Annotated in this window: 12 protein-coding genes; 5 read left to right on the forward strand and 7 right to left on the reverse strand. The window is 68.9% G+C overall.

The genetic code is table 11. The features are described from left to right. Window positions 1-28: 28 nt before the first annotated feature. The gene (locus tag ACGFJ2_RS00620; RefSeq protein WP_393463336.1) at window positions 29-1,291 is read right to left on the reverse strand and encodes an MFS transporter; all 1,263 of its coding nucleotides are present in this window, start codon (window positions 1,289-1,291) and stop codon (window positions 29-31) included. A gap of 128 nt (window positions 1,292-1,419) precedes the next feature. On the opposite strand from ACGFJ2_RS00620, the gene ACGFJ2_RS00625 reads away from it, so the two are divergent. From ACGFJ2_RS00625 to ACGFJ2_RS00635, 3 genes are read left to right on the forward strand one after another with little or no spacing between them, the layout of a single operon-like run. Next, complete coding sequence (locus tag ACGFJ2_RS00625; RefSeq protein ID WP_393463338.1) at window positions 1,420-2,454, forward strand: Gfo/Idh/MocA family protein; 1,035 nt, start codon at window positions 1,420-1,422, stop codon at window positions 2,452-2,454. A gap of 17 nt (window positions 2,455-2,471) precedes the next feature. After that, window positions 2,472-2,942, forward strand: coding sequence for a heme-degrading domain-containing protein (locus ACGFJ2_RS00630; protein ID WP_393463340.1), 471 nt, complete (start codon window positions 2,472-2,474; stop codon window positions 2,940-2,942). Further along, the gene (locus ACGFJ2_RS00635) at window positions 2,939-3,856 is read left to right on the forward strand and encodes a TolB family protein (protein WP_393463342.1); all 918 of its coding nucleotides are present in this window, start codon (window positions 2,939-2,941) and stop codon (window positions 3,854-3,856) included. The genes ACGFJ2_RS00630 and ACGFJ2_RS00635 overlap by 4 nt, the downstream gene beginning before the upstream one ends. Before the next feature lie 213 nt (window positions 3,857-4,069). On the opposite strand, the gene ACGFJ2_RS00640 is transcribed toward ACGFJ2_RS00635, so the two are convergent. From ACGFJ2_RS00640 to ACGFJ2_RS00660, 5 genes are all read right to left on the reverse strand, one after another. Continuing rightward, complete coding sequence (locus ACGFJ2_RS00640) at window positions 4,070-5,200, reverse strand: hypothetical protein (protein WP_393463344.1); 1,131 nt, start codon at window positions 5,198-5,200, stop codon at window positions 4,070-4,072. A gap of 64 nt (window positions 5,201-5,264) precedes the next feature. Beyond that, a complete protein-coding gene (locus ACGFJ2_RS00645) occupies window positions 5,265-6,668 on the reverse strand; it encodes an MFS transporter (protein WP_393463346.1) in 1,404 nt (467 codons plus the stop codon). 58 nt (window positions 6,669-6,726) lie between these two features. Next, a complete protein-coding gene (locus ACGFJ2_RS00650) occupies window positions 6,727-7,611 on the reverse strand; it encodes an alpha/beta fold hydrolase (RefSeq protein ID WP_393463348.1) in 885 nt (294 codons plus the stop codon). 81 nt (window positions 7,612-7,692) lie between these two features. Then, on the reverse strand, window positions 7,693-8,226 hold the full coding sequence (locus ACGFJ2_RS00655) for a DUF1707 domain-containing protein (protein ID WP_357940914.1): 534 nt from the start codon (window positions 8,224-8,226) through the stop codon (window positions 7,693-7,695). 3 nt (window positions 8,227-8,229) lie between these two features. Beyond that, window positions 8,230-8,961, reverse strand: coding sequence for a PadR family transcriptional regulator (locus tag ACGFJ2_RS00660; protein WP_357940916.1), 732 nt, complete (start codon window positions 8,959-8,961; stop codon window positions 8,230-8,232). A gap of 353 nt (window positions 8,962-9,314) precedes the next feature. Here ACGFJ2_RS00660 and ACGFJ2_RS00665 point away from each other — a divergent pair, with 353 nt between their 5' ends. Together ACGFJ2_RS00665 and acnA are read left to right on the forward strand one after the other, a co-directional pair. After that, window positions 9,315-10,043 (forward strand): metal-dependent hydrolase, encoded by a 729-nt coding sequence (locus ACGFJ2_RS00665; protein WP_357940918.1) that lies wholly within the window; start codon window positions 9,315-9,317, stop codon window positions 10,041-10,043. Between the two features lie 146 nt (window positions 10,044-10,189). Beyond that, window positions 10,190-12,937 carry an aconitate hydratase AcnA gene (acnA, locus tag ACGFJ2_RS00670; protein ID WP_393463351.1) on the forward strand — a complete coding sequence of 916 codons (2,748 nt, stop codon included), beginning with the start codon at window positions 10,190-10,192 and terminating at the stop codon, window positions 12,935-12,937. 401 nt (window positions 12,938-13,338) lie between these two features. Here the strand turns inward: acnA and ACGFJ2_RS00675 are convergent, their stop codons facing one another. Beyond that, window positions 13,339-14,175, reverse strand: coding sequence for an ABC transporter permease (locus ACGFJ2_RS00675; protein ID WP_393463353.1), 837 nt, complete (start codon window positions 14,173-14,175; stop codon window positions 13,339-13,341). Window positions 14,176-14,179: the final 4 nt, after the last annotated feature.

Below are 14,179 nucleotides of genomic sequence, written 5' to 3' on the forward strand. Positions count from 1 at the left end.
ACGACCCGACTGCGGCGATGGGCTGGGGTCAGCGGACGCCGCGTATGGGGATGATGAGCGCGGCGCCGATGGCGGTGATGATGCCCGCGCCCCAGAGCAGCGCCGGGTAGTTGTCACCACCGCCCATGCCCAGCAGCAGGAGCCCGAGCGCGGGGGCGAGGGACTGTGGCAGGGAGTTGGCGATGTTCATGACGCCGAGGTCCTTGCCCGGCTTGTCGGGGTCCGGCAGGACATCGATGACCAGGGCCGTGTCGACGGCCGCGTAGATGCCGAACGCGAGTCCCATGATGATCTCGGCGAGGTAGAACACGGCCACGCTGTCGGCGAAGGCGAGGATGACCAGCCCGATGCCGAACACGAGTGAAGAGCCGGCGACGAAGATCTTTCGGCGACGGAGCTTGTCGGACAGCCAGCCGGCGACGCTGGTGCCGATGAACAGGGTGATCGTGTAGAGGAGCACGCCGTTGGCGACCGCCACGACCGCGTCGGCCGCGCTGAGGCCCAGGTGCCTCTGCATGTAAAGCAGCCGATAGGTGGTGAAGACGAAGGCCCCGAGGACCATGCAGAACCGCGACCACCAGGCCAGGCCGAAGTCGGGGTACTTGATGGGGTTCGTCCAGAAGGTGCCGAGGATCCGGGCGAAGGAGAACGGCTGGACTGGTGTGTCCGGGAGGCGATCGGGAGTGACGAGGACGTAGACGACGATGCAGGCAACGCCGATGACGCCGGGCGCGACGAACAGGATGGGCAGGTTCTTCACGAGCAGGACGGCGCCGTAGCTGCCGGCGAGGATCGACACGTTCTGCGCGAGAGCGAGGACGCTGGACGCGCGGCCGCGCTGTGCTTCGGGGACGTTGTCGGCGAAGCTCGCGACCAGCGCCGCGGATGCCGCGTTCGACGCGAGCTGGCAGACCAGCCAGGCGATGGTCAGCGTGAGCACGTTCGTGCTCACGGAGACCCAGGCGAGGCCGGCCAGCAGCGCCACGACGCCGCCGAGGAGCCAGGGCCGGCGACGCCCCCACCTCGTCTTCGTCGCATCGCTCAGTGCTCCGAAGAGTGGGTTCCCGACCAGGGCTCCGAGCGCGCCGATGGGCAGCACGGTGCCGATGATGGACGCGGGATTGTCCGGATTCAGCTCCTGCGCCTTGAGCTGCATGCTGACGATCACTGGCGACAGGATCGCCACGAAGATTCCGAACTGCGCTACCCCGAGGGCGGCGAGGTACCAGTTGCGGACTGGCTGGGTGGGGAGGGGGGGTGTGTGCGAGCGCGCCGGCAGTTCTGTCGACATCGACGCCTCCTTTAGTTCGTAGCCGAACGCCAGAAACTCGGCCAACACAATTTGGCTCGTGCTAACCTGCGCGTAACTTTAGCTCGTGCCAAGTCAGTTTTCTAGAACGTCGATGACATGGAGTGAACATGCTGCCTTCTCATCTCCCCGACCCCGACCTCTACCTGCCAGGCACGGGGGAGCCGTCGCTGCGGTGGGGCATCGTAGGACCGGGATGGATCGCGGGTGAGTTCGCCAAGGCGCTGCGCGCCCACACCGCGCAGCGCGTCGTAGCGGTCTCGTCCCGCTCGGCCGATCGGGCGGCTGCGTTCGCCGCCGAACACGGCATCGAGGTCGCGCTCGGCTCCACGGAGCAGCTGGTGACGCATCCGGAGGTGGATGTCGTCTACATCGCGACGCCGCAGAGCGAGCACCTTTCGATCGGGCTGGCGGCGATCGCCGCGGGCAAGCACGTACTGATCGAGAAGCCGATCACGGTGAGCGCGGCCGAGGCGCGGACGCTGGCGGACGCGGCACGTGCCGCGGGGGTGCTGGTGATGGAGGCGATGTGGAGCCGCTACCTGCCCCAGACGTCGGTCATCCGCAAGCTGCTCGCCGATGGCGTACTCGGGGAGGTTCGTGTCGTACTCGCCGATCACGGGCAGGCGATCACCGCGGATCCGCGGCATCGCCTTTACCGGCCCGAGCTCGGCGGCGGCGCGCTGCTGGATCTGGGCATCTACCCGGTGCAGCTCTCCTCGATGGTGCTCGGCGCCCCGACCCGGGTCGTCGCTGTGGGCGGTATGACGAAGACGGGCGTGGACGCCTACTCGACGCTCGTGCTCACCCATGCGGGCGACGCGCAGTCCACCTTGTACTCCTCGATCCTTGCGAGAACTCCGATGACCGCCGTGATCGCCGGATCAGAAGCGACGATCAGCGTCGACGGCAGCTTCTACACCCCCACCTCCTTCACGCTCGCGGACAGCAACCCGTTCGCCCCCGTGCTCACCTGGAGCGACCCGACGGACCTGAAGCTCTTCGCCGGGCTCTCGTGGGAGGCCACGGCACTGGCCCGGTTCGTCGGCGAAGGCCGTACCGAATCGCCCGTGCACACGCTGGACGAGACCGTCTCGATCCTCGACACCATCGACCAGGCGCGAGCCCAGCTCGCCGCCTCCTGACTCGAAGGAGAGCCGTCATGACCGATCTCGTCACCACGCTGGAACGTCAGGAGCAGGAGCTGGTCTTCGACGCGTTCGACCACGCGCACGCCTGGCGACTCGGCACCCGCATCACCGCGATCGCGCAGGAAGCCGGCCACAAGGTGGGTATCGACATCCGCCGGCCCGGCCTGATCCTCTTCCGCGCCGCCCTGCCGGGCATCACCCCCGATCAGGACACCTGGATCGCCCGCAAGTCCGCCGTCGTCCTGCGGATGGAGGCCAGCAGCGCGCTGGTGGACGCCCGCCTGTCCGCCATGGGGGTGAATCCGGTCGCGGCCGGATGGCTGGGCGCCGAGTACGCGGTGACCGGCGGATCCTTCCCCATCCGGGTACGAGGAGCCGGGGTGGTCGCGGCGGCGACCGCCTCCGGGCTGTCCTCGCAGGAGGATCATGACCTCATTGTCGAAGGCATTCGCGCTTACCTGGCCGAAGGAGACGGTAAGTGAGTGAGCAGAAAGTGCCGCAACGGCGGTTGCGGCCCGGGCAGCGCGCCCGGATCCGCGTCTGGGATCGCCGCACCGGAGCCGTGCGTACGGTGTCCGAGTCGCGCGATCGCCTCTATGAGGCGCCGAACTGGACGCCCGACGGCCGACTGCTGATCAACGGCGACGGGAAACTCTGGCTCCTGCCCGTCGACGGTTCCGAGCCGCCCCGGGAGATCCCCGCGGAAGGGCTGCCGGACGTCAACAACGACCACGTCCTCGCCCCCGACGGGGCGACCGTGTTCGCGTCGGCGAACGACTGGCACATCTGGCAGGTCCCCCTCACCGGAGGTACGGCGCGTCGCGTCACCGCCGATGACGGCGGGATGCATTTCCTGCACGGCGTCAGCCCCGACGGGCAACGGCTCGGCTACGTCCGTTTGACCCCGGAAGGGGACAACTGGTGGGCGTCGGCGACCATCCACACCGTCGGCGTCGACGGGCGGGGAGACGTCGCCGTCACGACCGACCCGGGCCCGGCGGACGGATGCGAGTGGACGCCGGACGGCGAGTGGATCGTGTTCAACACCGAACAGTTTTCCACCACGCCCGGACACGCCCAACTCGCCCGCGTACGGCCGGACGGGACCGAGTTGGCGCAGCTGACCTTCGACGAGCGCGTGAACTGGTTCCCGCATGTCGCTCCGACCGGCGATGTCGCGGTCTACCTCAGCTACCCGCCGGGCACCACCGGGCACCCCGCCGACCTGCCGGTCGCGCTGCGGCTGGTGTCCGTCGACGCCTGGCAGGAGCCCACCACGCTGGTCGCGCTCGACGGCGGGCAGGGCACGATCAACGTGCCCAGCTGGGCGCCGGACGGATCGGCGTTCGCGTACGTGGACTATCCCTTCGACCAGCCTGCGAGGAGACTCCCATGACCCTGGTGCGCCGCACCGCGATCAACCCGCTGCCGTGGATCCTCGGCGACAGCGGCTAGCAGCGCCGCGTCGCCGGCGTTCCTGCGGCAGCACCCGTACTTCACCACGCCGGCCGGAGGCGATGCCTGACCGCCGCGGGTGGCGATCACCGGGATGATCGCCACCCGCGCATCCGCTGGACCACTGTCAGGACACGGTCCAGCCTGGTGACCGCTACTGGACCCGCTCGAAGGGCGCCGGTGCCTTGCCGGTCCAGCGGTGGAGCTGGGCGAGGCCGGTCTGCTTGGTCACCCCGTCCTCCACGACCGTGCCCTGCTGGGCGACGTAGTAGCGGCCGTCGTCCAGTGAGGCCAGGCCGTACTGGCCGCCGAATTCCCAGCCCCAGATGCCGGTCGCCGGGTCATGGAGGCCCCGCTCGACCAGAGAGAGCGTCTTGCCGCGCTCGGGCTGGGGCTGGCCTTCGATGGGCTTGATCACGGCGGGCTTGGCGCCGTCGATCATGAAGAAGGAGTAGTTCGGGAACTGCGGCTTGATGCCCTTGTACGCCGCCATGAACCAGTTGCCGGTGTGGCCGTCGTACTCCAGGTTCTGCACGCCGTAGGTGGTGTTGCCGGTGCGGACGAAGTACTTGTCGTCGGACTTGTCGGGGCCCGAGGTGTGCGGGGCGGTCTGGGTGAGGGGGCGTTCGTACTGGCGCCACTGCTTGATGTCGTACTGCAGGATGACCTGGTAGTCGTTGTCCTGGCGGTCGGCGTTGGCGTAGATGCCGTACGCGACGGTCAGCTTGTCGCCGCCGCCGCGCTTGCCGAACGCGGGGCCGAAGGCGACGCCGTCGATGCCGCTGCAGCCGTAGCGGTGGTCCGGGGTCTTGGCCGTGTCGCCGTCGAAGACGCCGTCGCCGTTCATGTCGGCGCTGTAGTCGTCCACCACGTCCTTGAGGTAGACGGCCGTGACCACGTCGGAGGTCTCGGCGTTCATGTCGAGGCTGGTGATGCGGTCCACGTCGAAGATGGCGATGTAGAAGGACTTGGCGGCCTTGTACTCCAGGGAGCCGTACACGCGGCCGTCGCGGCTGTTGAAGTCGAGGTCGCCCAGGTGGCCGGTGAAGCCGGTGACGGAGCCGACCGGCTTGCCGGCGAGGTCGGTCTTGACCAGGAGGTTGGTGAAGGAGAAGTACATGAACCCCTTCTTCTGGTCGATCGCGATCCCCTGGACGTGGCCCGACGGCCAGGCCCCGCCGTTCACCTCCGCCGGCAGTCGTGACGGCCGGTCGGCCGCCTGGGCGGGGAGGGCGAACAGGGCCGACGCTGTCAACGTCGCGAGCAGTAGTTGAGCGACCCGCATGTTCTTCCGCGTACCTTTCCGTGGATCAGTGCTGATCCACACCATAAAGCGACACACAGGAACTTTACTGACTGTTGTTTGACTCTTTTGTGGCGTCTTGTTGAACGTCAGAGGCCGGAGCCGATGTCATCGCCGCGCGGATGCCGCGCTGGAGCAGGGCGGGCAGGCACAGTATGGTGCCCAGCGCGCCGATCCACACCGCAGCGGCGAGCCCGCCCAGCGCGGTCGCCGCCGCGGCCAGCAGACTGCCCAGCGCGATGGCGCCCCAGAGGAGGAATCGCTGCACCGAACCGACCCGGCCCAACAGGGATGCCGGGGTGAGCACCTGGCGCATCGTGATCGACGTGGGGCTGAAGGCGCCCTCGCCGACGCAGTGCACGATGCTCCCCGCGACCAGCCCGATCGCGCCGGGTGCCCCGCCCAGGGAACCGAGCGCGGGCATGGCGACGATGCCCAGCACGGACACCGACGCGGCCAGTACGAGGGTGCGCGGCGAGCCGAGACGGCGGATCAGCCGGGTCGACAGCAGGTTCCCGATCGGGTAGCCCGCCGCGGCGGCGCCGATCACCACGCCGATCCAGGCGGGGGACAGGCCGAGGACGTTGCGGCAGTAGAGCACCAGGCTCGTCTCGACCATGGACAGTGCCAGGACATAGACCGTGCCGCACGCCAGGACGGGCCGGAGGATCGGGTGCCGGAGCGCGAACCGCAGCCCCTCGGCGATGTCGCGCCGCATCCAGCCGGGCTCACGTCCGTGGCCTGGGGTCGTGGTGCCCGATCCAGGTGCGGTCCCCGGCGCGGTGGTGCTCAGCTCAGTGGCGACCTTCTCGCGGTGGCGGATCAGCGCCAGCGAGGTGAGTGACGCCGCGAAGCTGACCATGTTGGCGGCGATGGCCCCGACCAGGCCGAGCGCCGCGATGACCGGCCCGGCCGCCATCGGGCCCAGCGCCTTGGCCGCCGACTCCGACAGGGCCAGCCGCGTGTTGCCGCGATGTAGCGCCTCCGCCTCGCCGTACAGGCTGGGCAGGTAGGAGGTGTACGCGACCTGGAAGAACACCACCGCGCACCCGCTCACCAGGATCAGCGCGAACAGCACCGGAAACGTCAGCCCGCCCAGAACGGCCAGCACCCAGATCGCGCCGAACGCCAGCACCTGCACGCTGTCGCAGACCAGCATGACGGTACGGCGGGGCAGCCGGTCCACGATGGCCCCGGCCGGCAGGCCGAGCGGGAGGAAGGGGACGAACAGCGCGAACGGCAGCAACGCGGCCTGCGCCGGGGAAGCGCCCAGGACGGTCACGGCCAGCAGCGGCAGCGCCAGCGTCATGAACTGGTCTCCGAACAGCGACAACGACTGCCCGGCCCAGAGCAGGCCGAAGTCACGATCTGCCGTCCGGCGCGTCGCGCGCCCCAGAGGCGACTCGTCACGCGACCGGTCAGTGGTCGCGGAGCCGGACCGCTTCGTCATGCGGACCGCCAGAACTCACGGATCCGCGCCCTCAAGCCGACCGCCGGAACCCGCGCCCTCATGCGGACCGCCAGAACTCGCGCAGCAGGCCCAGCACGGTCTCAGGCTCTTCGACGTGGCCGAAGGAGCCGCTGCGCTCCAGCATCTCGAAGCGCGCCCGCGGGGCGAACCGCTGGAAGTCCAGCTGCGCCGCCGGATACAACGCCCGGTCGTACCGCCCGGCCAGCACCATCAGCGGGACGGCGAGCTCCTTGAGTCGCGGCCGGAAGTCCGGAATCGCCGCCACCTGACCACCGATCATGAAATCGACGTCGTCACCGCAGAAGAGCGGATAAAGCTCCTCGTTGCGGGCGCCCGGTTCGGTGGCCAGGAGAGCGGCGTTGGCGGGATCGTAGAACCTGATCAGCGGTGCCGCCGCGGCGAACTCCGCGCGCATGGGCGCGGACGTGGACCGCAGGCCGGAGCGCCGCAGCGCCTGGATGCGCTCCCAGGTCTCCGGGAGCTGGGTGGCGAGTTCGCGGTTGATGTTGGCGTGGTTGAGCTGCCACATCTCCGGGCTGTGCAGGGAATTGGCCAGAGTGAGGGTCGTGACGAGGTGCGGGTGATCCAGGGCGACGGCCTGGGCGATCAGGCCGCCGTAGGAGAAGCCGTACAGGTGCGCGGGGCCGAGCTCGCCGAGCAGGGCCGTGACGTCGGCCACGTCGTTCGCGAAAGTGATCTCGCCCAGGTCGGCCGGGAGGTCGGATCGGCCGCGGCCGTGGAGGTCGACGTAGATCACCCGATGGTCGGCGGCCAGCGCGTCGAAGTGCGGGTGGAAGACCACGTGCGAACCGGCCGGGCCGAGCCCGGCCAGCAGGACGACCGGTGGGCCCGCGCCGTCCTGCTCCACCCAGAGGCGGTGGCCGCGGATCTCGTGGTGGCGGCCGTTCGGATGTTGGAACATGCCGCGAATTGTGCCGACCGCCGCCCGTCGGGTGACGGCGGCGATCGGACCTATATATGCCTTTAAAAGGGGATGATGGGGTCAGCGGCGGTGGGAGTGCCGGTGGATCATCTTGAAGACCATGGCTCCGATGAACACGAAGAACAGCACCTTCGCGATGCCGAACCCCCCGAACACGAGCCCCACCATCAGCAACACGAACAGGATCGGCAGGAACGGCCCCGGCCCATGGTGCCGCCGTCCCCAGCCATGTCGCATGTCGCGCCGCTCGTGACGCATCGACTGCATCTGGTGCCGGTGCGCCTTCATCGCCGCCCGCCAGGCGTCCTTGTCGAACGCCTGGGGAGGCAGGCCATGCGGGTCGCGGTAGTCGTACTGCCGCCGCTGTCCCGGAAGGTCAGCGGTGATCTGCGCGAGGTCTCGCGCGGTGCGTGCGCCGAGTGTCCGATCGAGGCGCTGGTCCAGCTCCTCGCGGTCGAGGCGGCCCTGCGCGAAGTGCTCGCGCAGGTCGGCCATCGTCTGTTCGCGCTCGGCGTCGCCGATGCGGAGATCGTTGGGGTCCATGGCTGGTTCCTCGCTCTCCCCGTACCGGCCTTCCAGGGTGGCGCCGGTCATGCGTTACTCCTCACCCGGGTCGCCGTCGGCCAGAATCTGGTAGAGCTTGCGCCGGGTCTCTACAAGAGTCTTACGCGCTTCGCGGATTTGTGCGTCGCTCCCGGTCTGCAAAACCTGCATCATCGCGAATGCCGACTGGCGCGCGATGTCCCACAGGTCCGCGGTGTTGTCGTCGATGTCGGGCCGCATCTCGTCCCACGGGGCGCGGATCTCGTCGGCGTGCGCCTCGATGTAGGCGAGCCCGGTCTCGGTGAGGCGGAAGGTCTTGCGGCCCTCGTTCTCCTCGGCGACGACCAGCCCCTCGTCGGTGAGCTGCTGGAGCGCCGGGTAGACGGCGCCGGGGCTGGGCTTCCAGCCGCCTTCGCTGCGCTCGGCGATCTCCTGGATGATCTGGTAGCCGTTGCGCGGCTCCTCGGACAGGAGCGCCAGGATCGCGGCGCGTACGTCGCCCCGCTTGGCCTTCCGGCCACCCCGGCCTCCCCAGCCGCCCCGATGCCCGAACGGGCCCGGTCCGCCGGGACCCCATCCCCAGGGGCCGCGCCCGAACTCGGGCGGGAATCCACGCCGGCCGCGTTGCCGCTCCTCGTGCGGACCGCCGCCGCCGCGGTGGTGGTGATGGTGGTGGTGCCCGCCCTGTTCCCACGCCTCGGCCACGGCCTTGAGCGCTTCACGGGCGGCACGCTTGAACTCGCGGGGCTCGGGCCACGGCCGACCTGCTGCTTGTGCGGAAGTCATGTCAAACGCTCCTTCTTGTGAATGCTTGTGAATGTTCTCGATGCTTCAAAGATATATCGCCAATATGTCGTTCGCAAGCGGGTGGGCAGAGTGAGACAGATCACGAAAAAGTTGCGGATTACGGGAACAGGAGACGGGAGGGTGTCGTTGTTCAGAGCAGACGAGGTCGTTCCGCGTCGGCAGGGCTGGGGGGTGCTGTCGCCGCGGAGACGACCTCGTCTGCGTTTCCGGACATTTCCGGTACGACCGGCGTTGGTCTGCGGTCGGCAAAGTCCGTAGCGCCGTGGTGAGGGTGATGGCGCCCCAGGCGGGTCTCCGCGCGTAAAGAACGGCTTTGCCGTACAGTTTCGATCATGATGGGGCATTCGCATGCGATGACCGGGGCCATCGCTTGGCTAGGACTCGCACCCGGGCTCGCCGCGCTCCCGATGCTGACCGACTCGTCCAGGTTCATCGAGACCGGGATCATGGCGAACGCCCTCACCCCGGCCGAGTTCATCGCCGGCGCCATCATCTGCGCCGGGGCGGCCATGCTGCCCGACCTCGACCATCCGAGCGCGACGATCGCGCAGACGTTCGGGCCGGTCACCTGGGTGCTGAGCAAGGCCGTCAACTGGCTGAGCGGCGGACACCGGGGGGCGACGCATTCGCTGGCGTTCGCGGTGGTGCTCGGGTTCGCGGCGCACTGGCTGGCCAACACCTATCCGATCGGCCGCGACATCATGGTCGTGCTGCTCATCGGCCTGGCGCTGCGCGCGATCGGCATCGGCATCCCGGGCAACAAGCTCGGTTCGGCGATGATCAACGTCGGCCTGACCGCCGGGCTCTACGCCGTCTTCCTGTCGCAGGGGGTCGGCTACGCGTGGCTGGGCATGGCCGTGGCCATCGGCTGCCTCGTGCACGTCGTCGGCGACTGCATGACCGAGCGGGGCTGTCCGGTGCTGTGGCCGGTGTCGGTCCGGTTCGTGCTGCCGTGGAAGATCGGGATCAAGACCGGGAAGACGTTCGAGCAGAAGATCCTGGCTCCCGTGCTGTCCATCGCCATCATCGGCCTGCTGTTCTGGCGGCTGGCGCCGGTTTAACTTGATGTCGAGATACTTTTAGAGATATCTTGACATCAAGACATCCGCCGCGCGGCCCCGCGGGTTAGGCTCACCTAACGTTCTTACTGCTCCCGGGGTGCGGCAGGATTCAACTGAGCAAATGTCTATGGAGGAGGCGAATCATCGTGTCCGCGAACAGCTTCGGCAGCCGTGACACGCTACGCGTAGGCGACGCGTCTTACGAGATTTTCCGGCTGGACGCCGTCGAAGGCGCAGCCCGCCTCCCGTTCAGCCTGAAGATCCTGCTGGAGAACCTCCTCCGCACCGAGGACGGCGCGAACATCACCGCCGACCACATCCGCGCGCTGGGCGGCTGGGATCCCAAGGCGGCGCCGAGCGTGGAGATCCAGTTCACCCCGGCCCGCGTCATCATGCAGGACTTCACCGGCGTGCCGTGCGTGGTCGACCTGGCCACCATGCGTGAGGCCGTACGCGACCTGGGCGGCGACCCGGCCCGGATCAACCCGCTGGCCCCCGCCGAGATGGTCATCGACCACTCGGTCATCGTCGACTACTTCGGTCACCCCGACGCCTTCCAGCGCAACGTCGAGCGCGAATACGAGCGCAACCACGAGCGCTACCAGTTCCTGCGCTGGGGCCAGACGGCCTTCGACGAGTTCAAGGTCGTCCCGCCCGGCACCGGGATCGTCCACCAGGTCAACATCGAGCACCTGGCCCGCGTGGTCATGATCCGCGACGGCAAGGCCTACCCCGACACCTGCGTGGGCACCGACTCGCACACCACGATGGAGAACGGCATCGGCGTCCTCGGCTGGGGCGTCGGCGGCATCGAGGCCGAGGCCGCGATGCTCGGCCAGCCGATCTCCATGCTGATCCCGCGCGTGGTCGGCTTCAAGCTCAACGGCAAGCTGCCCGCCGGCGCCACGGCCACCGACCTGGTGCTGACGGTGACCGAGATCCTGCGCAAGCACGGAGTGGTCGGCAAGTTCGTCGAGTTCTACGGCGACGGCGTCTCGTCCGTGCCGCTGGCCGACCGGGCCACGATCGGCAACATGAGCCCCGAGTTCGGCTCCACCTGCGCGATCTTCCCGATCGACGGCCAGACGGTCGACTACCTGCGCCTGACCGGCCGCTCCGAGGAGCAGATCGCGCTCGTCGAGGCCTACGCCAAGGCCCAGGGCCTCTGGCTCGACCCGTCGGCGGCCGAGCCGGTCTTCTCCGAGTACATCGAGCTCGACCTCGGCACCGTCGTCCCGTCCATCGCCGGCCCGAAGCGCCCGCAGGACCGCATCGCCCTGTCGGCCGCCAAGGACACCTGGCGCCGCGACGTGCGCAACTACGTCACCGACTTCGACGGCGACGGCATCGACGAGGCCGTGGAAGAGAGCTTCCCCGCCTCCGACGCGCCCGCCTCCAACGCCCGCGCCAACGGCAGCCGCCCGCACAAGACGGTCTCGGTGACGCTCGAGGACGGCACCTCGTTCGAGATCGACCACGGCATCGTCTCCATCGCCGCGATCACCTCGTGCACCAACACCTCCAACCCGTACGTCATGCTCGGCGCGGCCCTGCTGGCCCGCAACGCCGTCGAGAAGGGCCTGACCCGCAAGCCGTGGGTCAAGACCTCTCTGGCTCCCGGCTCGCAGGTCGTCACCGGCTACTTCGAGCGTTCGGGGCTCCAGCCGTACCTCGACAAGATCGGCTTCAACCTCGTCGGCTACGGCTGCACCACCTGCATCGGCAACTCCGGGCCGCTGCTCCCGGAGATCTCCGACGCGATCCAGGCCAACGACCTCGCCGTCACCGCCGTGCTGTCGGGCAACCGCAACTTCGAGGGCCGGATCAACCCCGACGTCAAGATGAACTACCTGGCCTCGCCGCCGCTCGTGGTGGCGTACGCGCTGGCCGGGACCATGGACCTCGACCTCGACACCGAGCCGCTGGGCGTCGGCGCCGACGGCACGCCGGTGTTCCTGCGCGACATCTGGCCGTCGCCCGAGGAGATCGCGGCCGTGGTCAACTCTTCGATCGGGCGCGACATGTTCGAGCGGGACTACGCCGACGTGTTCAAGGGCGACGAGCACTGGACGTCGCTGCCGATCCCCACGGGCAACACCTTCGAGTGGGACCCTTCCTCCACGTACGTGCGCAAGGCTCCCTACTTCGAGGGCATGCCCTCGACTCCTGACCCCGTTACCGACATTTCCGGCGCCCGCGTGCTGGTGAAGGTCGGCGACTCGGTCACCACCGACCACATCTCGCCGGCCGGCTCCATCAAGGTCGGCACGCCCGCCGCCCAATACCTGCAGTCGCACGAGGTCGCGGTCAAGGACTTCAACTCCTACGGCTCGCGGCGCGGCAACCACGAGGTCATGATCCGGGGTACGTTCGCCAACATCCGCCTGCGCAACCAGATCGCGCCCGGCACCGAGGGCGGCTACACCCGCGACTTCACCCAGGACGAGGGGCCGGTGTCGTTCATCTACGACGCCTCGGTCAACTACGCCTCGGCCGGGACGCCGCTGGTGGTGCTCGCGGGCAAGGAGTACGGCTCGGGCTCGTCGCGCGACTGGGCGGCCAAGGGCACGGCGCTCCTGGGCGTCCGCGCCGTGATCGCGGAGTCGTACGAGCGCATCCACCGCTCCAACCTGATCGGGATGGGCGTGCTGCCGCTGCAGTACCCGGAGGGCGTCTCGGCCGCCTCGCTGGGGCTGACCGGCGAGGAGACGTTCGACATCACCGGGGTGGAGGAGCTCAACAAGGGCGGCATCCCGGCGACCGTGCACGTCAAGGCGGGCGAGGTGGAGTTCGACGCGGTGGTCCGCATCGACACGCCCGGCGAGGCCGACTACTACCGGCACGGGGGCATCATGCAGTACGTGCTGCGCTCCCTCCTCGCCAAGTCCTCCTAAGTTCTCCGGCGCCGCCGCCTCGGCCACCAGCTGAGCGGAGGCCGCCGGGATCCCGCGCCGCACTTCCCGCGGCCGGGCGGGCGCGACCTCACGCGCCCACATCGGGGGTGAACCACCCGACCACGAAGAGCCGCCCGGCACCACACCGCCGGGCGGCGCTTTGCTGCCTTCCCGCAGACATCTGCTTTCGAGCCACCCGCCGTCCGTGGCCGGACCCCGTTCAGGGGCGCCCTCCTCCGTACCCGCTTTACGGGCACTTCCCTTTTACGGCAGGCACGGTGAGCCCCACCCGCCGTCCATGGCCGGGCCCCGTCCAGGGACACGCTCCTGCGGTTCACGGGGCTGGGCGCCGTGACGTGCGCGTTCTTGGCCGCCTGCTTCGGCGTACGTCACCCGGCGGATCAGCGGGATATACGGCGGTAGGCGCGGACGGCCAACGGCATGAAGACGACGATGAGCGCCCCGGACCACAGCAGGCTCGCCGCGATCGGGTGCTGGAGCGGCCAGGCGGTGGAGTGCGACGTCGGGTTGCCGAAGAGCAGGCGGGCGGCGGCGACCACGGCGCTCATCGGGTTCCAGTCGGCGAGCGGCTTGATCCAGGCGGGCAGCCCCTCCGTCGGGACGAACGTGTTGGCCAGGAACGTCATCGGGAACAGCCACCCGAACGTCGCCGCGTCCGCCTGGGCGCCACTCTTGACGAACAGCCCGATGTACGTGCCCACCCAGATCATCGCGAAGCCGAACAGGGCCAGCAGGCCGAACGCCGCCGCCGTCTGCCCGAAGGTGCCGTGCGCCCGCCACCCCGCCAGCAGCATCGCCGCCACCACCATCGAGGCCAGCGACAGCAGGTGCATGGACAGGTCGGCGACGCTGCGGCCGATGAGCACGGCGCCGCGGGCGATCGGCTGGGCGCGGAACCGGTCGATGATGCCGCGTTCCATGTCCTCGCCGACCGCCGTGGCCGCGGCGGCCGCGGTCATCGCCATGACCTGCATGAAGATGCCGGGCATCAGGTAACTGCGGTAGTCGCCCCCACCGGGGAGGGTGATCGCGCTGCCGAAGACATAGCCAAACAGGATGGTCATGACAACGGGGAACACCAGGTATCCCGCTATTTCCCCTGGTTGCGCCATCAGCCTGAAGTAGGTGCGGCGCGCGATGGTCAGGGAGTCGGAGATCGTCCAGCGGAGGCGCTCGCCGAGCGTCGTCGGTGGAGCGGGTACGTGGACAAGGGTCATGTGG

Source organism: Nonomuraea sp. NPDC049028, assembly GCF_043197735.1.
Classification (GTDB): domain Bacteria; phylum Actinomycetota; class Actinomycetes; order Streptosporangiales; family Streptosporangiaceae; genus Nonomuraea.